The organism is Kitasatospora sp. NPDC048194, assembly GCF_043202455.1.
Taxonomy (GTDB): Bacteria; Actinomycetota; Actinomycetes; order Streptomycetales; family Streptomycetaceae; genus Kitasatospora.
Map to the genome: position 1 here is coordinate 338,042 of NZ_JBIDAK010000001.1, position 19,130 is coordinate 357,171.

Annotated in this window: 14 protein-coding genes; 8 read left to right on the forward strand and 6 right to left on the reverse strand. The window is 74.1% G+C overall.

Annotated features, from left to right (window positions below; translation table 11 throughout):
* Positions 1-26 precede the first annotated feature (26 nt).
* Entirely contained in the window at positions 27-602 is a 576-nt protein-coding gene (locus ACGF07_RS01675; RefSeq protein WP_392894489.1) for a GtrA family protein, read from the forward strand.
* The gene (locus ACGF07_RS01680; protein WP_392894490.1) at positions 599-1,822 is read left to right on the forward strand and encodes an ROK family protein; all 1,224 of its coding nucleotides are present in this window, start codon (positions 599-601) and stop codon (positions 1,820-1,822) included. The genes ACGF07_RS01675 and ACGF07_RS01680 overlap by 4 nt, the downstream gene beginning before the upstream one ends.
* Positions 1,823-2,052: 230 nt before the next feature.
* On the opposite strand, the gene ACGF07_RS01685 is transcribed toward ACGF07_RS01680, so the two are convergent.
* A complete protein-coding gene (locus tag ACGF07_RS01685; RefSeq protein ID WP_350748982.1) occupies positions 2,053-3,099 on the reverse strand; it encodes an ABC transporter permease in 1,047 nt (348 codons plus the stop codon).
* Between the two features lie 416 nt (positions 3,100-3,515).
* On the opposite strand from ACGF07_RS01685, the gene ACGF07_RS01690 reads away from it, so the two are divergent.
* Complete coding sequence (locus tag ACGF07_RS01690) at positions 3,516-5,012, forward strand: MDR family MFS transporter (protein WP_392894492.1); 1,497 nt, start codon at positions 3,516-3,518, stop codon at positions 5,010-5,012.
* A gap of 136 nt (positions 5,013-5,148) precedes the next feature.
* On the opposite strand, the gene ACGF07_RS01695 is transcribed toward ACGF07_RS01690, so the two are convergent.
* Both ACGF07_RS01695 and ACGF07_RS01700 read right to left on the reverse strand, forming a co-directional pair.
* Positions 5,149-5,397 (reverse strand): hypothetical protein, encoded by a 249-nt coding sequence (locus tag ACGF07_RS01695; RefSeq protein WP_392894493.1) that lies wholly within the window; start codon positions 5,395-5,397, stop codon positions 5,149-5,151.
* Between the two features lie 25 nt (positions 5,398-5,422).
* Positions 5,423-6,601, reverse strand: a complete 1,179-nt coding sequence (locus tag ACGF07_RS01700; protein WP_392894495.1) for an anion permease — start codon at positions 6,599-6,601, stop codon at positions 5,423-5,425.
* A 339-nt stretch (positions 6,602-6,940) separates the two neighbouring features.
* Between ACGF07_RS01700 and ACGF07_RS01705 the strand changes: the two genes are divergently transcribed.
* A complete protein-coding gene (locus ACGF07_RS01705; protein ID WP_392894497.1) occupies positions 6,941-8,533 on the forward strand; it encodes an NlpC/P60 family protein in 1,593 nt (530 codons plus the stop codon).
* Between the two features lie 61 nt (positions 8,534-8,594).
* Here the strand turns inward: ACGF07_RS01705 and ACGF07_RS01710 are convergent, their stop codons facing one another.
* Positions 8,595-10,898: an FdhF/YdeP family oxidoreductase gene (locus ACGF07_RS01710; RefSeq protein WP_392894499.1), complete on the reverse strand. Its 2,304-nt coding sequence runs from the start codon at positions 10,896-10,898 to the stop codon at positions 8,595-8,597.
* A gap of 151 nt (positions 10,899-11,049) precedes the next feature.
* Here ACGF07_RS01710 and ACGF07_RS01715 point away from each other — a divergent pair, with 151 nt between their 5' ends.
* Positions 11,050-12,900 carry a protein kinase gene (locus ACGF07_RS01715; protein WP_392894500.1) on the forward strand — a complete coding sequence of 617 codons (1,851 nt, stop codon included), beginning with the start codon at positions 11,050-11,052 and terminating at the stop codon, positions 12,898-12,900.
* Between the two features lie 99 nt (positions 12,901-12,999).
* Here ACGF07_RS01715 and ACGF07_RS01720 read toward each other — a convergent pair whose 3' ends face one another.
* A complete protein-coding gene (locus ACGF07_RS01720) occupies positions 13,000-14,928 on the reverse strand; it encodes an FAD/NAD(P)-binding protein (protein WP_392894502.1) in 1,929 nt (642 codons plus the stop codon).
* On the reverse strand, positions 14,925-15,896 hold the full coding sequence (locus ACGF07_RS01725; RefSeq protein WP_392894503.1) for an amino acid ABC transporter permease: 972 nt from the start codon (positions 15,894-15,896) through the stop codon (positions 14,925-14,927). The genes ACGF07_RS01720 and ACGF07_RS01725 overlap by 4 nt, the downstream gene beginning before the upstream one ends.
* 633 nt (positions 15,897-16,529) lie before the next feature.
* On the opposite strand from ACGF07_RS01725, the gene ACGF07_RS01730 reads away from it, so the two are divergent.
* The 3 genes from ACGF07_RS01730 to ACGF07_RS01740 are packed head-to-tail and all read left to right on the forward strand — an operon-like array spanning position 16,530 to position 19,130.
* Entirely contained in the window at positions 16,530-17,684 is a 1,155-nt protein-coding gene (locus ACGF07_RS01730; protein WP_392894505.1) for an LLM class flavin-dependent oxidoreductase, read from the forward strand.
* Positions 17,681-18,178: a GNAT family N-acetyltransferase gene (locus ACGF07_RS01735; RefSeq protein WP_350737854.1), complete on the forward strand. Its 498-nt coding sequence runs from the start codon at positions 17,681-17,683 to the stop codon at positions 18,176-18,178. Before ACGF07_RS01730 ends, ACGF07_RS01735 begins: the two co-directional genes overlap by 4 nt.
* Positions 18,179-18,188: 10 nt before the next feature.
* The gene (locus ACGF07_RS01740; protein ID WP_392894507.1) at positions 18,189-19,130 is read left to right on the forward strand and encodes an ABC transporter substrate-binding protein; all 942 of its coding nucleotides are present in this window, start codon (positions 18,189-18,191) and stop codon (positions 19,128-19,130) included.

Here is a 19,130-nt window from a genome sequence, read left to right on the forward strand (position 1 = left end):
GCATCTCCCCGTGCCACACTGCGGAGATGCCGTCCCCCACGCAGCGCGTCCTGGCCCGGGTGCCGGCCCGGCTGCGCCCGGCCCTGGTGCGGCACCGCCGGCTGGTGAAGTTCCTGCTGGTCGGCGCGGCCTGCTTCGTGCTCACCGTGGTGGTCGACTTCGAGCTCAAGTTCACCGTCCTGGAGCACAAGCCGGTGGTCGCCCTGACGGTGGCGACGGTGCTCGCCACCGTCGTCTCCTACCTGCTCAACCGCAGCTGGGCCTTCCGCGCCGCCGGGCGCGGGCGGGAGGCCCTGCTGTTCTTCCTGGTCAGCGCGGTGGCGATCGGCGTCAACGACCTGCCGCTGGTGTTCTCCCGGTACGCCCTGGACCTGCGCGAGCCGTACGTCGGCCCGCTCACCCAGGAGATCGCCGACTTCGTCAGCGGCATGGTCGTCGGGACGTTCGTCGCGATGCTCTTCCGCTTCTGGGCGATGCGCCGCTGGGTCTTCACCCGCTCCGTCGAGCGGGCGCGACCGGGCCCTCCCCCGGGGCCGGAGCCCGGTTACGCTGCACCCGGGATCCCGCAGGACGTTCCCCAGGACACGAGGTGGAGCGCATGAACGCGATGCGCGGGGAGCCGGACGCCGGGCGGACCGGACCGGCCAGCCAGCAGGGGATGCGCCGGGCGAACCTGGCCCTGGTGCTGGGCGTCATCGCGCGCGGCCCGCGCTCGCGCGCCGAGGTCGCCGCCGAGACCGGGCTGACCAGGGCGGCCGTCTCCTCGCTCGCCGAGCAGCTGATCACCGCCGGACTGGTCGTCGAGGAGGGGCCCGCCGCGCCCAGCGGCAAGGTCGGCCGCCCCGGCACCGCGCTCGGCCTCAACCCGCTCGGACCGGGCGGCCTCGGCGCCGAGATCGGCGTCCGGCACCTGGGCGCCTGCGTGGTCGACCTGCGCGGCGAGGTCCGCTCCTGGCGGCGCCAGGAGGTCGCCAACCGGGCCCGCCCGCCCGCCGCCGTGATGGCCGACCTCGCCCGGCTGGTGCGTTCCGCCGTCGCCGAGTCGGGCCTGCGCCCGGCCGGGCTGTCCCTGGCCGTGCCGGGACTGGTCGGCGGCAGCGGGGTGCTCCAGCGGGCCGCCAACCTCGGCTGGCAGGACGTGCCGCTGGGCCCCGAGCTGCGCCCGGCGCTGCGCGCGGCCGGGGAAGGCCTGGCCGAGCTGCCGATCCAGGCGGACAACGAGGCCAATCTCGGCGGACTGGCCCAGCGGTGGCTCGACCACGGCCCGGAGGACTTCCTCTACGTCTCCGCCGAGGCCGGGGTCGGTGCGGCGATCGTGGTCGGCGGCCGGCTGCTGCGCGGCGCCCGCGGCTACGCGGGCGAGTTCGGCCACGTCCCGGTGCGGCCGGACGGGCCGCGCTGCGCCTGCGGGGCGCGCGGCTGCCTGGAGCAGTACGCGGGCGAGGGGGCGGTGCTGCGGGCGGCCGGGCTGGGCGGTGCGCAGGGCGACTGGGTGACGCTGCTGGCCGAACGCGCCGCGGCCGGGGACCAGCCGGTGCTGAGCGCGCTGGCCGGGGCCGGCGCGGCGCTCGGCATCGCGGCCGCCGGCGGGGTCAACCTGCTGGATCCGGCCGAAGTGGTGCTCGGCGGCGGCTACGCCCGGCTGGCCCCTTGGCTGCTGCCGGCGATGCGGCGCGAGCTGGCCGCCCGGGTGACGGTGCGGCCGTGGGCGGAGGACCGGCTGACCGTCTCCAAGCTCGGCCGGCGCGGGCCGCTGCTCGGCGCGGCGGTCGGCGTGGTGCGCGCCATCGTCGCCGATCCGGCGTCGCTCACGGGCGGCTGAGGGAGGACCACCGTCGGCCACGCGCGCCGTGCGGGTGCCGTCGTTCTCCTTCGGCCAAGGGGCGCCCGGTCCGGGCACGGCCTACGTCCGAGGCGCGGCGGCCCGCGCGGTGCCCGCCATCGTCGCCGATCCGGCGCCGCTCACGGGCGGCTGAGGGCCGAGCCCGCCCGCGCGCGCACGACCGCGCCCCCGGCCGTCGGGGCCGGGGGCGCGGGTCGGGAGCGGGAGGCTCAGGCCGCCGTGGTCTCCACCAGGACCTCGCGGCTGCCGGAGCGCGGGCCGCGCAGCACGGCCAGGAAGGCGACGCCGATGCCGACCAGGGCCCAGACCACCAGGACGGCGATCGGCATCCCGAGGTTGGTGGAGCCGAAGTAGGCGATGGACTTGGTGGCGCTGGTGCCGGCGCCGTTCGGGATCAGCGAGCCGATCGCCCGCCAGAACGGCGGCATCATCGGCGCCGGGTAGACGCCGCCGGCGCTCGGGTTGCCCAGCACCACGAAGACCAGGACCGCGAGCCCGATGCCGATGATGCCGAACAGGCACTGCAGCGCCATGGTGAAGGCGCCGACCGTGAACACCACCAGGGCGCCGATGGCCGTCAGGGCCAGGACGGAACCGGGCAGCGCGTCCAGGATCGGCCCGGCGATGAGCGTGCCGCCGAGGCCGGCGCCGACCGAGTACAGCGCGAGCACGCCGAGGCGGATCAGCAGGCGGTGGAGGTTGGCCGGCTTGGAGCCGGCGCTGATGCCGAGGATCGAGGCGACCAGGTAGCCGCCGACGCACCAGCCGATGACCAGGTAGAAGGCGGTGAGCCCGTTGGTGTCCCCCTTGGCCAGCGGCACGACGTCCTCGACCTTGACCGTCCGGCCCTGGGACTTGTCCAGCGCGGTGGTGATGCTCTCGGCGGCCTTGGCGGCGGAGGTGCCGCGGGCGCTGCCGACCAGCAGGGTGTCCTCGGTGCCGTTCGGGTTCACGACCAGCGCGGCGTAGACCTTCTGGTCCTTGATCTGCTGGGTGGCCGTCTCGGCGTCCGGCGCGGTGACGGGCTTGGCGGCCTCGTCCGGTACCGATTCGAGGGCCTGCACCAGCTTCGGCGTGACCTGGGGCGGGGCGACCACCGCGATCGACAGCTTGTGGGGGGTCGGGTGGTGCAGCGCTCCGACGTACGAGGCGATGAAGCCGAGCTGCAGCAGCAGCACGCCGATCACCAGCAGTGCTGCACGCGGTGTGACCGCGCCCTTCAGTTCCGCGACGAAACCCTGCCCGGGGGCGGTCATCCACATCTCCTTGCGTATCAGGCGAAATCGGATACTTAATACTATGAAGTAGTTGAGCTGTCCTCAACCTCCGCACCGCCGGGGGCCGGTCGCGACCGGGCGGTACCGGCGCCGCGGCGGCGGAGAAGCCCTGGTGGCGGTGGAGGGCGAGGGGGCTGCCGGCCCGGCGGGGCCGCGTCGGCGTGACCGAACTCTCACGCACGGTGCACCAGGAGTCGCAGGGCGCGCCGGACGGCGTGCCGCAGGAGCCGAGGGCTTTGCCGGGGCTTGAAGAAAGTTGCCTTAGTCAACCATCGAGATTATGGTTGCTTAAGGCAACGAATTTGTGCCGCCCGCGTACCCCCTCCTCCCGCCGAAGGACCCAGATGACCGTGACAGTCGAATCGACAGCACGAACCGGGGTCGACGACCGACCGATGACCCACCGGCAGGTGATGGAGGCGCTGTCCGGCCTGCTGCTCGGCCTGTTCGTGGCCGTGCTCTCGTCGACCGTCGTCTCCAACGCCCTGCCGCACATCCTCACCGACCTGCACGGCGGCCAGTCCGCCTACACCTGGGTGATCACCGCCGCCCTGCTCACCCTGACCGCCTCCACCCCGATCTGGGGCAAGCTCTCCGACCTCGCCAGCAAGAAGCTGCTGCTGCAGATCGCCCTGCTGATCTACATCGCCACCTCGGCGCTGGCCGGCCTCTCGCAGAACACCGGTGAGCTGATCGCCTGCCGCGCCCTCCAGGGCATCGGCGCCGGCGGTGTGGTCGCGCTCGGCCAGATCTGCCTGGCCGCGATGGTCCCGCCGCGCGAGCGCGGCCGCTACAGCGGCTACTTCGGCGCGGTCTTCGCCCTCGCCACCATCGGCGGCCCGCTGATCGGCGGCGTCATCGTGGACACCTCCTGGCTGGGCTGGCGCTGGTGCTTCTACGTGGGCATCCCGTTCGCGCTGGCCGCGATCCTGGTGGTGCAGCGCACCCTCAAGCTGCCCGTGGTCAAGCGCCGGGTGAAGATCGACTACGTGGGCGCGCTGGTCATCACCGGCGCCGTCAGCCTGCTGATGATCTGGATCACGCTGGCCGGCAAGAACTACCCCTGGATCTCCTGGCAGACCGCGGCCATGGTCGGCGGCGGCCTGCTGCTGGGCGCCCTGGCGGTCGCGGTCGAGCGCCGCGCCGCCGAGCCGATCATCCCGCCGGGCCTCTTCCGGTACCGCACCGTCACCCTGGCCGCGATCGCCAGCGTGCTGGTCGGCGTCGGGATGTACGGCGCCACCACCTTCCTCAGTCAGTACTTCCAGTTGGCCCGGGCCAAGTCCCCGACCATGGCCGGGCTGATGACCCTGCCGATGATCATCGGCCTGGCGCTGTCCTCGGCGGTGGCCGGCCGGCTGATCACCAAGTACGGCAAGTGGAAGGCCTACCTGGTCTCCGGCACCGCGCTGCTCGCGATCGGCTTCGCACTGCTCGGCACCGCCCGGGCCGACACCGACTACGTGCTGCTCTCCGTCTACATGGCGATCACCGGCATCGGCCTCGGCCTGACCAGCCAGAACCTGGTGCTCGCGGTGCAGAACACGGTGCCCCGGCACGAGCTCGGCGCGGCCAGCTCGGTCGTCACCTTCTTCCGCACCATGGGCGGCGCGATGGGCGTCTCCGCGCTCGGCGCGCTGATGACCACCAAGGTCGGCGACTACCTGGCGGCGAACCTGGCCGCGGCGCACGTCCCGGCCGGGCACGCGGCGGCCGGCGGCGGCATCCCGGACCTGGCCAAGCTGCCGGCCCCGATCGTCCCGCTGGTGACGGACGCCTTCGGCCACGGCGTCGGCACCGTCTTCCTGTGGGCCGCCCCGTTCGCGGCGCTGTCCTTCGTCACCGTGCTGTTCATCCGGGAGACCGCGCTGAAGACGACCCAGGAGAACTGACCGGCCAGGAGAACCGACCACCCAGGAGGACTGACGCCGGGAGGGCCGCCCGGTCGGCGGAGGCGGCCGTCGGGACGGGATGCGCGAACGGGCCGGGGAGTGGCGACCACTCCCCGGCCCGTTCGGCGTCGCCGACCTACGGCGCGGCGATCAGCACCAGGCCGTAGACCACGGCGGCGGCGCAGAGCGCGAAGCAGGCGTACGCGCCGGCCAGCAGGGCGGGCCCGCCGCCGGAGGCCCGGCCGGCCCCGCCCTCGCGGGCGCTCAGCGCGGCCTCACGGCGGGACAGCGCCAGCATGCCGAGGGCGAAGACGGCGACCACGGCGACGGTGACGCCGAAGCTGATGCCGGCGGTCTGGGCCAGGGCGTTCCACTTGATGTGCATGGTGAGTGCTCCTCAGCCGCGGTGCTCAGGCCGCGACCGTGGTCGAGGCGGGGGTGGGGGCGGCGCCGGCCGGGGCGGCGACCTCGACGGGGGTGACCTCGGCGACGTCGTTGACGTTGTCCGCGCCGACCGGCTGGCGGCGGGAGATCATCCACATCGCGCCCGAACCGGCCACCAGCGCCGCGCCGACCAGGGCCACGCCCCAGCTGCCCTGGCGGGCCAGCAGGGCGGCGCTGCCGGAGACCAGTGCGGCGGCCGGCAGGGTCAGGCCCCAGGTGTAGACCATGCGGCGGACCATGCTCCAGCGCAGCTCGCCCTTCGGGCCGCCGAGGCCCGCGCCCATGATGCCGCCGGAGCAGACCTGGGTGGTGGAGAGGCCGAAGCCCATGTGCGAGGAGGTCAGGATGACGGTGGCGGCGGCCGACTCGGAGGCGAAGCCCTGCGGCGGGCGGATGTCCGCCAGGCCCTTGCCCATCGAGCGGATGATCCGCCAGCCGCCCATGTAGGTGCCGAGCGCGATCGCGGCGCCGGCCGAGACGATCACCCAGGTGGGGGGCAGCGCGCCGTGCGGCAGGGCGCCGACGGAGACCAGGGTCAGGGTGATGATGCCCATCGTCTTCTGGGCGTCGTTGGTGCCGTGCGCGAGCGAGATCAGCGAGGAGGAGAAGACCTGACCGGTCCTGAAGCCCTTCTCGATGGTCCCGGTGGCGCCCTTGCGGGTGATCGCGTACGCCAGCTTGGTGGCGCCCCAGGAGGCGAGGCCGGCGACGAAGGGGGAGGCGACCGCCGGGATGATGATCTTGGTGATCACGGTGTCGAAGTTGACGCCGTTCATGCCGACGCCGACGATCGTGGCGCCGATCAGGCCGCCGTACAGGGCGTGCGACGAGCTGGACGGCAGGCCGCGCAGCCAGGTCAGCAGGTTCCAGAGGATCGCGCCGGCCAGGGCGGCGAAGATGATCTCGGGATGGACGCCGGCCTTCTCGTTGACGATGCCGCCGGAGATGGTGGTGGCGACCTTCACGGACAGGAACGCACCGGCGAAGTTGAGCAGGGCCGCGATGGTGACCGCGACCTTCGGACGAAGGGCCCCGGTCGCGATCGCGGTGGCGGCCGCGTTGGCGGTGTCGTGGAACCCGTTGGTGAAGTCGAAGGCGAGCGCCGCGATGATCACAACGGCTACCAGGAACGAGATGTGTTCCATACCCAAACAATCGTCGTAGTTGTCGCACGGACGTTGATGACGCCGTGACCGTAGGGTGGCTGAGTGAACGGAAGGTGAACTGGGCCGGGAATCGTGGTTCCGATGGTGGCCGCCGGGTGTCCGGAAACTTTCCTGGGGGTGGCAAGGGGCGGTCTGAGCTGGGCATTCGCGAAGAAAACCCCGTTTCGCCCCCGTTTGCTGAGACCTGTCTCACATCCCGGTCGAGAATTAACCTCCTGGCCCGGGTGCGCCCTGTTTCCGGCGCGGTCACCCGTGGGAGGATCGGCGGGATCCGGCACGGGTCGACGACAGGGCAGGACAGGTCGGGGAGGACCACCCATGGGCGGGGCTGCAGAGCGGACGGAGTCGACGGGCGTACGCCCCTGGGTGCGGGCGGCCCTGCGGTGCGGAGCCGTCCTCGCGACCGCCGCGCTCGCGCTGCCCGCCGCCGCCCAGGCCGCCCACGCCGCACCCGATCCGGGAGCGGGCGTCGCGGTGTCGCCCGGAGCGGACCCACTGGCCCAGGCCAAGGCCACCCTCGGGCCGCTGCTCGACCAGCTGCACGGGCTCTACCAGAGCGCCGAGGCCGCCACCGAGCAGTACAACGGCGCGGTGGCCAAGGTCGCCGAGCAGCAGGCCGCGCTCACCGACCTCCAGGGCAGACTGGACCGGCAGCAGAAGCAGGTCGACGCCGGAACGGACATCGCCTCCCAGCTCGCCGCCGCCCAGTACCGCAACGGCTCCGCCTCCGCCTACGCCGAACTGCTGCTCTCCAAGGACCCGTACGAAGCGGTCACCATCGCCGAGCTGCTCGCCACCGCCAGCCGATCGCAGTCCGAGTTCCTGGACCGGCTCCGGGCGGACCGGGACGCGCTGGACGGGCTGAAGAAGCAGACCGAGGAGGCGCTCAACACCTCCCGGGCGCTGGTCGCCCAGCAGGACGCCGCCAAGGCCAAGGTCGCCGCCGACCTCGCCTCGGTCGAGCAGCTGGTCTCCTCGCTGACCGGCGCCCAGCGTGCCGAGCTGGAGCAGCTCGAGAAGGCCAAGGCCGACGAGGCCCAGCTCGCCTTCCTCGCCTCCGGCGCCCTCGGCAAGGGCGAGCGCACCCCCTCGCTGGCCGGGCGCGCGGCGGTCGCCTTCGCGCTGGCGCAGCTCGGGAAGCCGTACCTGTGGGGCGGCACCGGCCCGGACTCCTACGACTGCTCGGGCCTCACCTCGCAGGCCTGGCTGCACGCCGGGAAGCCCATCCCGCGCACCAGCCAGGAGCAGTGGGCGCAACTGCAGCACGTCCCGCTGAACCAGCTGCGGCCCGGTGACCTGGTGATCTACTTCCAGGACGCCTCGCACGTCGGGATGTACCTCGGCGGCGGACTGATCGTCCAGGCCCCGCGGCCGGGCGCGTTCATCAAGGTCTCGCCGATCGGCTCGATGCCGATCCTCGGGGCCGTCCGGCCGGACCCGGACGGAGCGGCGGACGACGCCGGCGGCGCCTGGAAGGTGCCGGACCTGCCGAAGGGCTGGGACTCCGTCACCCCGATCGCGCCCAGCCCGGCCAACCAGGTCACGCCCGCGCCCACCCCGGGCGGCCCGGCGGCCCAGCAGCCGACCACCCCGGCGACGCCGGGCGGCACGCCCTCGGGCTCCGGCACGCCCACCGACCCCGGCACCGCCACTCCGAGCAACCCGGGCACCCCGACCCAGACCCCGACCGGCACGCCCACCGGGACCCCGACCGGCACCCCGACCGGGACGCCGGCGCCGACTCAGACCCCGACCGGCACCCCGACCCAGACCCCGAGCGGCGGCACGGGCTCGCCGACCACCGCCGGCACCCCGAGCACCACGGGCTCGCCGAGCACCACGGGCTCGGCCGGCGCCTCGGCCCCGGGCAGCGCCACGGCGACGCTGCCGCTGGGCGGTCTGCTGCACTGACCGACGGCGGAGACCGCCCGACGTCCCCGGACGTCGGGCGGCCTCCGTGCTGCTCGGCCCGTCAGTTCCGCTCGGCCCGCTCCCCGCCCCCGCCCGAGTCGGGTTCGAAGCGGATGACGACGGCCTTGGACGTGGGGGTGTTGCTGATGTCGGCCGTGGAGTCGAGCGGCACCAGGACGTTGGTCTCCGGGTAGTAGGCCGCGGCGCCCGCGCGGGCCACGGGGTAGTGGACGACGCGGAAGTGCGGGGCGCGGCGCTCGGTGCCGTCCGTCCACTCGCTCACCAGGTCGACGTACTGGCCCTCGGCCAGGCCGAGCTCGGCGGCGTCGGCCGGGTTCACCAGCACCACCCGGCGGCCGCCCCGGATGCCGCGGTAGCGGTCGTCGAGGCCGTAGACCGTGGTGTTGTACTGGTCGTGGGAGCGCAGCGTCTGCAACAGCAGCCGGCCCGGCGGGACCTCGGGCGCGCACAGCGGGTTGACCGTGAAGTTGGCCTTGCCGGTCGCGGTCGGGAAGGTGCGGGAGTCGCGCGGGCCGTGCGGGAGGGTGAAGCCGCCGGGGCGGCGGACCTTCTCGTTGTAGTCCTCGAAGCCGGGCACGACCCGGGCGATCCGGGCCCGCAGGGTGTCGTAGTCGGAGGCGAAGTCCTCCCACGGCACGCTGTCCTGCGGCCCGAGGACGGTACGGGCCAGGCGGCAGATGATCGCCGTCTCGGAGAGCAGGCCGGGCGCGGGCGGGCGCAGGCCGCCGCGGGAGGCGTGGACCTGGCCCATCGAGTCCTCGACCGACACGAACTGGGGGCCGTGCGCCGTGACGTCCCGGTCGGTGCGGCCGAGGGTGGGCAGGATCAGGGCGCGCGCGCCGGTGACCACGTGCGAGCGGTTGAGCTTGGTGGAGACGTGCACGGTCAGCCGGCAGCGGCGCATCGCGGCCTCGGTGACCTCGGTGTCCGGGGTGGCGGCGACGAAGTTGCCGCCCATCGCGAAGAACACCTTGACCTTGCCGTCGCGCATCGCGCGGATGGTGTCCACCGAGTCGTAGCCGTGCGCGCGCGGCGGCTCGAAGGCGAACTCCCTGCCCAGGGCGTCGAGGAAGGCCGCCGTCGGCCGCTCGAAGATGCCCATCGTCCGGTCGCCCTGGACGTTGCTGTGCCCGCGCACCGGGCAGACCCCGGCGCCCGGGCGGCCCACGTTGCCGCGCAGCAGCAGGAAGTTGACCACCTCGCGGATGGTGGGGACGGCGTGCTTGTGCTGGGTGAGGCCCATCGCCCAGCAGACGATCACCTTCTCGGAGGCCAGCACCAGGCGGCCCAGCTCCTCGATCTGCTCCCAGGGCAGGCCGGTCGCGGCCAGCACGTCCGCGGGCTCGGTCTTGAGCGCCTGCTCCTCGAACTCCTCGAAGCCGTGGCAGTGTTCGGCCACGAAGGCGCGGTCGACGCCGTCCTGCTCCAGGATGATCCGGTTGAGCGCGCGGAACAGCGCGAGGTCCCCGCCGAGGCGGATCTGCAGGAAGAGGTCGGTCAGCTTGGTGCCGTGGCCGACCAGCCCGCGCGCGTGCTGCGGGTTCTTGAACCGCTCCAGGCCCGCCTCCGGCAGCGGGTTCACGCTGACGATGGTCGCGCCCGCCCGCTTGGCGCGCTCCAGCGCGGAGAGCATCCGGGGGTGGTTGGTGCCCGGGTTCTGCCCCGCCACGATGATCAGGTCGGCCTGGTAGAGGTCCTTGAGGCTCACGCTGCCCTTGCCGACGCCGAGCGTCTCGGTGAGCGCCGAACCGGAGGACTCGTGGCACATGTTGGAGCAGTCCGGCAGGTTGTTGGTGCCCAGGCGCCGGGCGAACAGCTGGTACGCGAAGGCGGCCTCGTTGCTGGTGCGGCCGGAGGTGTAGAAGGCGGCGCCGTCCGGGGTGTCCAGCGCGCGCAACTCCTCGGCGATCAGCGCGAAGGCGTCGTCCCAGGAGACCGGCGTGTAGTGGGTGGCGCCCTCGTCGAGCAGCATCGGCTGGGTGAGCCGGCCCTGCTGGCCGAGCCAGTAGCCGGAGCGCTCGGCGAGCTCGGCGACCGGATGGGCGGCGAAGAACTCGGCCCGGATCCGGCGCTCGGTGGCCTCCTCGGCCACGGCCTTGGCGCCGTTCTCGCAGAACTCGGCGGTGTGCGTCCGGTCCGGCTCGGGCCAGGCGCAGCCGGGGCAGTCGAAACCGTTCGGCTGGTTGACCTTCAGCAGGGTGGCGAGGGTGCGGCGGGCACCCATCTGCTCGGCGGCCATCCGCAGACTGTGGCCGACGGCGGGCAGACCGGCGGCCGCGTGCTGGGGCGCGGACACCTCGGGGGCGTCCTGCGCCGGGTCGCTCTGCGGGGCCTGCTTGGCCATGACTGCGCTCCTCGGGCTCTGCTGGTGCGAGCCGCCGCACCGTCGCGGGGCCCGCGCCCATCCTTCCACCTGGGCCGGGCCGGCGGGAGGGCCGTCGGTAGAGTCTGGGCGTCATGACGGGACGGACGTCCTGACGGGAGGGGAGGGGCGCGTGCGAGTCGGTGACGTCCTCGACGGCCGGTACGAGCTGCGGGAGAAGCTCGGACAGGGCGGCTTCGGGGTGGTGTGGCGGGCCCAGGACACCCGGGTGGGACGGCCGGTGGCGGTCAAGGTCATCGGGCACCACGGCGGCGACCACGCGAAGGCCGCGCTGCGCTTCGTCCGGGAGGCCGGCGCGGCCGGAAACCTCTCCCACCCGCACATCGTCACCGTGCACGACCTCGGACAGTGCGAGCTCGCCGGCCAGGAGGTCACCTACCTGGTGATGGAGCTGCTCACCGGCCGCACCCTGACCGAGGTGCTGCGGGCGGGCGTGCCCGAGCCCGCGCTCAGCCTGCGCTGGGGGCGCCAGATCAGCGCCGCGCTGGCGGCCGCGCACGACGCGGGCATGGTGCACCGGGACATCAAGCCGGACAACATCATGATCACCGACGCCGGGCACCTGAAGGTGCTGGACTTCGGGATCGCCCAACTGGACACCGGCGCGGGCGGACTGACCACCACCGGGACCATCGTCGGCAGTCCGGCGTACATGGCGCCCGAGCGGTGGACGGGCGGCCGGGTGGACGGGCGGGCCGACCTCTACGCGCTCGGCTGCGTGCTGGTCGAACTGTTCACCGGAGCACGGCCGTTCACCGGGGACTCGACGCCGGTGCTGATGTACCAGCACCTCAACGAGCCGCCGGCGCCGCTGGACCCGGCCCGGTTCGGGCTGCCGCCGCAGGTGGCGGGGCTGGTCGCGGAGCTGCTGGCCAAGGACCCGGCGGACCGGCCGGCCGACGCGCGTGCGGTCGAGCGGCGGCTGGCGGAACCGGCGGCGCCGCCGCCCCCGGCGCAGCCGCCGCTCCCGGCCCCGCCGCCGGCACCTCCGGCCGTCCCGCCCGCTGCGCCCGTGTCGCCCGCTGCGCCGGTGCCGCCCGCTGCGCCGGTGCCGCCCGCTGCGCCCGTGCCGCCTGCTGCGCCGGTGCCGCCTGCTGCGCCGGTGGTGCCCGCGCCGTCGGTGCTGTCGCCGTTGACCACCCCGCCGGTGGTCGCCGCCCCGCCGTCCGCCGAGGCCGTACGGGCCGGGCTGCGCGAGCGCCGTACGGCCGCCTACCGGGCCGCGACACCCGGTGAGGCGGCGATCCAGCTCCAGGCGATCGCCCAGGAGTGCGTCACCGCGCTGGGCGCGGCCGACCGCGACACCCTCTGCACCTGGCGGGACTTCGCCTGGTACCTCAGCCGGACCGGGGACCTGGACGGCGCGATCCGGCTGCTGTCCGCCCTGGTGGAGGACATGCGCGCGGCGCTCGGCGCGACCGATCCGGACACCCTGGGCGCCCGCCACCACCTGGTGTGGTGCATCGGCGAGAGCGGCTCGGTGGTGACGGCGATCCGGCTGATGAACGAACTCCTCCCGGACCTCCACGCCGTCTGGGGCGCGCTGGACGGCCGGGTCCTGAAGGCGCGGCACGACGTCGCCGTCCACCACGCCGACCGAGGCGACCTGCAGAGCGCGGTGGCGCTGCTGCACGCGCTGCTGCCCGACCTCGCCCGCGCGTTCGGCGAGCACCACCCGAGCACCCTCCAGGCCTGGCAGCAGCTGGCCGGCTACCAGCAGCGCCTCGCCCAGGCCGGCCGCAAGGGGCCGGTGAGGCGCCGGGCGCCGCGGATGAGCCGGATCGAGGCGCTGGTGCTGGTCCGGCGGCTGCGGGTGTGGGACTTCGCCACCGACCAGGAAGCCCGCGGCTGCATCAACGCGTTCGAGCGCGGGATGGGCCTGAAGGGCGCCGCCGACGTGGTGTTCGAGGCCCCCGACCACGTCTCGGACGAGGACCTGGTGGAGGAGATCTTCGGCCCCTGAGGCGGCGCGGCCCCCGAGCGCGCACCGCCCGCGCCGCACGGACGGCCCGCGCCGCGCGCACCGCCCGCACCGCCCGCACCGTCCGCGCGGCACGCACCGTCACGCCGCCAGCGCCGGTGCCGCCGGGAGTGCGGCCAGGGCCCGGAGCAGCGCCCGGGCGGTGGCGTCGTTCTGCCGGAACGCCGGGGCGTCGGTGCGCGGCCGGGCGAAGGCGGCCGCCGAGCGCAGGCTGGTGTGCGGGCCGAGTGCGGTGCGGCGGGGGTGCGGGGCGCCGCCGAGGGCGGGGTCGAGCAGCCGGCTGTCGGCGGGGGCGATGGTGACCAGGCCGGAGCGGTGGGTGTGTTCGCCGTCGCTGACCACCTCCTCCACGAGCCGTCCGGCGCGGTGCAGTTGGCGCAGGACGGGGTCGAGGGTGCGGGAGAGCGCGTGCTTCGGCAGGTACCCCTCGACCAGCGCCGTGGCGGTGACGGTGTGGCCGGGCACGGTGGCGCCGGTGGCCCGCCAGGTGCCGGTGGCCTCGTCCCGCTCGACCCGTACGCCGGCGCCGAGGAAGCGCACCACTCCGGCCTCGGAGAGGGCGAGCAGCTGGCGCAGCCGGAAGCCGGGCGGACCGGAGGCGAGGAAGCTGAAGAAGCCGAAGAACCACTCGTCCACCTCCTCGGCGACCGAGCGGGCGGTGAGCCGGCCGCTGGCGAGCACCCGGGGGAGCCGGCCGAACAGGGAGAGCAGGGCGAGGAACGCGCCGAGGTCGGCGCTGTGCGCCGGGTCGCGCCGGCGGTCGGCGTCGGCGGTGATGTAGCCCCGCAGGTGGGCCTGGAGTTCCTCGGCGGAGCCGAGTTCGAGCCCGGCCAGGGGGTGGTCGAGCCGCTCGAAGTCGAGCCGGTCGGCCGGGTCGGGGACGGCCTCGGTGACGAGGGCGGCGAGTTCGGAGGAGTACCAGCCGTGCCGGTCGTAGCGGGCCAGGAACTCGGGCCAGGGCAGCGCGGTGCGCTCGGGGTGGGCGTGGAACAGCTCGTGGTAGTGCCCGAAGCCGACTTCCTTGGCCATCAACGGCCAGACGTCGCGGCGCAGTTCGAGCGGCCGACCGGTGGCGAGCAGGGCGTCCACGGCGGCCGCGTCGAAGTACCGGGGCAGCGGCGCGGGCGGCCCCTGGAGCCGGTAGTCGGTCTTGGAGTGGTACGGCACGCCGCGCCGGGAGCCGAGGTGGAGCACCGGTTCGCGGCCGGACGGGCGGTAGCGCAGGCCCGGACCGTCCCCGGAGGGTTCGAAGCGGCCGCCGCGGCCCTCGGTGAGCAGGGCGACGAGGTCGACGGAGGCGAGGCCCATGCCGCGCACCACCACCTGCTCGCCCGGGGCGATGGCGGCCAACTCGGCCTCCACGTCGGCGGAGTAGGCCGGCGGGAGGTGGAAGCGGCGGTGCCGGGCGGCGAACTCGGCGTCGGCGTCGTGGCGCGGGTGCGGAGCGGAGTCGAGGTGGCCGAGGGTGAGGGCGACGTGGTCGGCGGTGAGCGTCCGGTCGGTGAGGTGGACGGTCTGCGGGCCGTCGGCCGGGCCGTCGAGGCGGTGGACGGTGTCCCGGTGGACGGTGACGGTGACGTGCGGCGGAAGGTCGGCGACGGCGCGGCGGAACACCCAGTCCAGGTAGGCGCTCTGGGCACGCCGGGTGGGGAAGTCGGTGGGGGACAGGGCGTCCAGCTCGGCCCGTACGTCCGGGTCGGCGACCTCCCGGTAGGGCGCGAACTCGCGCCGCCGCGGGGCCCATTCGGCGAGCGAGGGGCCTGGGCGGACCGGGCCCTCGATGGTGGAGCTCTGGTCGGTGAACATGGTGACGTCCTCGGCCATCGAGTTCATCCGCAGCAGCGGGGACTGCTCGCGGCGCCAGATCCGGCCCGCTCCGGGCGGGTACGGGTCGACCAGGTGGATGTCCAACGGCCTTTCGGCGGGCAGGAGTTCGGCGGCGTTGGCGGCGATCCGCTCCAGCAGCCCGGTGCCGCGGGGGCCGGCACCGACGATGACCAGGGCCGTCATGCCCGCACCACCTTGGCGAAGGCCGCGCGGGCGCGCTGCAGCGGCGTGGGCGGCAGGCCGTCCCGGCTGGCGCCCCTGGCGAAGTGCCGTTCGACGTAGTACTGCCCGACGGACAGCACGGTGGTGACCACCAGGTACCAGAGGGTGGCGACCACCAGCATCGGGATGACCTGGTAGGACTGCAGGTAGACCAGTTGCACCGAGTAGAGCAGGTCGGAGACGGCCAGCACGCTGACGATGCTGGTGCCCTTGAGCGCGCCGATCAGCATGTTCCCGGCGGACGGCACGATCGCGCGCATCGCCTGCGGCACCACGATCCGGCGCAGTACCCGCCCGCGGCCCAGCCCGAGGGCGGCCGCCGCCTCGAGCTGGCCGCGGTCGACGGAGAGGATGCCGCCGCGGACCACCTCGGCGGCGTAGGCCGTCTCCAGCAGGGTGAGGCCGATGACGGCCGTCAGCGTCGGGCCGATCAGGTTGACGGTCTTCACGGTGACGAACTCGGGGCCGAACGGGATGCCCAGGCCGAGCGTCGGGTAGAGCGCGCCGATGTTGAAGAAGAACAGCAGCTGCACCAGCGGCGGGGTGGACCGGAAGATCCAGATGTAGCCCCAGGCGAGGGTGCGCAGCACCGGATTGGCGGACAGCCGCATGACGGCGAGGACGGTGCCGAGGACGAACCCGAGCGCCAGGGTGACGGCGGTCAGCCACAGGGTGAGGGTCAGGCCGCTCAGCACGGACCGCGCGGTGAACCAGTCGGCGACCACGCCCCACTGGAAGGCCCGGTTGCGGATCACCGAGTTGACCGCCATCGCGGCCAGCAGCAGGGCGATCGCGGCGGCGGTCCACTGGCCGGGCTTGCGGCGGGCGACGATCCGGGCGTCGGGCCCGGGGTCCGGCGGCGGGGCGGGGCTCGTGGCGCGGGCCCGGTCGGGGGCGGGGGCGGGCAGGACGTCCTGCGGGGTGGCCATGGCGGCGGCTCCTGGGCGGAGTGCGGGCGGGAGAGGGGCACGGCGGTGGTCACGTACGCGGGTCTCGGGGGCCGGCCCGCGTCCCTCAACGCGGCCGGCGATCGCACTGCACTCCGCGCCGATCGTACGCATTCGCGATCGACGGCTGTCAAGGGCCGCCGGGGCGCGGCCGGGGGGCGCGGCCAAGGTCGGCCGGAGCGCTTCGGAGAAGTGTCAGGAGATCGCAACAGTGCGGCAATGATGGGTGGTTGACGTACTCCTCGGCCGACTGCTCAACTTGGGGACATGTACGCCGAGCAGCCCCTGGTCACCCGCGACCACATCGACTTCGGTCGGGTGTGGTCCGCGGCGTGTCGCGGCTGACCGGGCAGCGGGCCGCCCGTCCGGCCTGAACCTCCCGGCGGGGAGCCTCCCTCGGCCCACCCCGCTCCGGCCCGGGACCGTCGTCGACGACCGACGACCCGTCAGGTCCCCGCTGCCCGCCGACGACCTCGCACCGCGCTCCGGCAGTCACCCCTCCCGTACGCCTCCGGCTTCCCCGTCACGTGCCCGACGGCCGCCCCGCCGCGGCCGCCTCCGGTCCGCCCGCCCGCGGTCGACCGGACCGCCCCGCCAGACCCGAAAGGTTCCGCCATGCCCGTCGAATTCCTCGGCATCGCCGCCACCGCCGACGGTTCGGAGACGCACCCGCGCACCACCGCGGCCTTCGACCGCGACTACACCCTGCGACTGGCCAGGGCGCACGAGGACCACGGCTGGGACCGGGTGCTCTTCGCGTACGGCTCCGGCTCCCCGGAGCCGGCCGCCGCCGCGGCCTTCCTGGCCTCGCACCTCGACCGGCTGCAGATCCTGCTCGCGCACCGGCCGAACGTCTCCTACCCGACCTTCGCCGCCAAGACCTTCGCGACCCTGGACCAGATCAGCGAGGGCCGGCTGACCGTCCACTTCATCACCGGCGGCACCGACCACGAGCAGCAGCGCGAGGGCGACTTCCTCACCAAGGACCAGCGCTACGAGCGCACCCGCGAGTACATCGGGATCGTGAAGAAGGCCTGGACCAGCCGGGAGCCCTTCGACCACGAGGGCCCGCACTACCGCTTCAACGACTTCGTGTCCGACGTCTTCCCCGTCCAGCAGCCGCGCCCGGCGGTCTCCTTCGGCGGCTCCTCGGACGCGGCCTACGCGGCCGGCGGCGCCGAGGCGGACATCTACTGCCTCTGGGGCGAGCCGCTGGCCCGCACCGCCGAGCAGATCGAGCGGGTGAAGGAGGCGGCGCGGGCCGCCGGACGGACCGACGTGCCGCGGATCCAGGTGGCGTTCCGGCCGATCATCGCGCCGACCGAGGAACTGGCCTGGGAGAAGGCGCACCGCACGGTGGCCGCGATCAGGGCCCGCCGGGAGAGCGGGGAGCTCGCCCCGCGCCGCCGCCCGGTCACCGCCGCACCCGAGAACACCGGCTCCCAGCGGCTGATCGAGATCGCCGAGGCGGGCGAGCGCTACGACCGCGCGCTGTGGACGCCGACCGCCGCGGCCACCGGCGGGGCGGGCAACTCCAACGCACTGGTCGGCACCCCGGAGACGGTCGCCCAGGCGCTGCTGGACTACTACGACCTGGGCGTGGACATCCTCTCCGCCCGCGGCTACGACCTGCTGGGCGACGCGATCGACTTCGGCCGCCACGTCATCCCGATCGTCCGCGAGGAGGTCGCCAAGCGGGACGCCGCCAAGGCCGAGGCGGCGGCGCGGGCGGTGCACGAGCGCAACCAGCTGATCGCGGTGCAGGCGTGAGCGACGCCACGCGCAGCGAGTTCCGCAGGACCGGCCTGGACGACCCGCTGGTCGAGCCGCTGCTGCGCGAGCTCACCCACGAGTACGTCAGCCGCTACGGCCCCGGTGCCCACGAGGAGATGAGCCGCTACCCCGGTGAGGCCTTCGCCGAGCCGCACGGTGTGCTGCTGCTCCTGCTGGAGGACGGTGAGCCGGTGGCCGGCGGCGCGTACAAGCGGTACGACGAGCACACCGCCGAGGTGAAGCGGATGTGGACCCACTCCGCGCACCGCCGCCGGGGCCTGGCCCGCCGGGTGCTGGCCGAGCTGGAGCGGACGGCCGCCGCGGCCGGGTACCGCCGGATCTACCTCACCACCGGCCCGCGCCAGCCCGAGGCCAGGGGCCTCTACCTGGCCGCCGGCTACCGCCCGCTGTTCGACGTCACCGCCGACCCCCTGACCATCGGTCCGCTGCCCTTCGAGAAGTCCCTGCCGGCCCTGGTCCCGACCCGTTGAAAGGCCCCTCGTGAGAACCACCACCGCCTCCCGCCGCCTGCTCGCGGCCGCCGCGCTGCTGCCCGTCCTGGCGCTGGCCGCGTGCGGCTCGGACCCGAAGATCGCGGGCGCGGCGGGGGCGGGCGGATCCGCCGCCGCCGAGGACGTCGTCTCCGGCCTGGCCAGGTCCGAGACCGCGGCGGCGCTGCTGCCCGAGAAGGTGCGGGCGGCCGGGGTGCTGACGTTCGGCTCGTCCTTCGGCACCCCGCCCAGCGCCTTCTACGCCGACCAGGCCGGCCGCAAGCCCGTCGGGGTGGACGTGGACTTCACCGACGCGGTGGCCAAGCTGCTCGGTCTGACCGTGCGGCGCGAGGAGGCCGCCTTCGAGACCATCCTGCCCGCCCTGGACAGCGGCAAGTTCGACGTCGGCACCGGCAACTTCGGGGTCACCACCGCGCGGCTGAAGACCATCGACTTCGTCACCTACGTCGACGACGGCCAGGGCTTCGCGGTGAAGAAGGACAACACCGCCGTCCAGCCGATCACCGACCTGGCCCAGCTCTGCGGGCTGACCGTCGGCACCGGCGCCGGCACGACCTTCGAGACCACGCTCAACAGCAAGAAGGGCGTCTGCACCGACGCCGGGAAGAAGCCGTACGAGGTCAAGGCGTTCAGCGAGAGCGGCGCGCTGCTGACCGCCCTCCAGCAGGGCCGGGTGGACGTCGAGATGTCCACCATCAACGGCCTGCGCCACCAGGCCGCGCAGGACGCCGCCGGGGTGCGCTTCCTCAACGAGTTCCACCGGTTGGACGTCGGCTTCGCCTTCAAGAAGGGCTCCGAGCTCACCCCGGCCTTCCAGGCGGCGGTCAACCAGCTGATCAAGGACGGGACGTACCAGCGGATCCTCAGGAAGTGGGGGATCACCGACTCGGCCATCCCGCAGTCGCAGATCAGCCCGCCCGAACACCCCTGA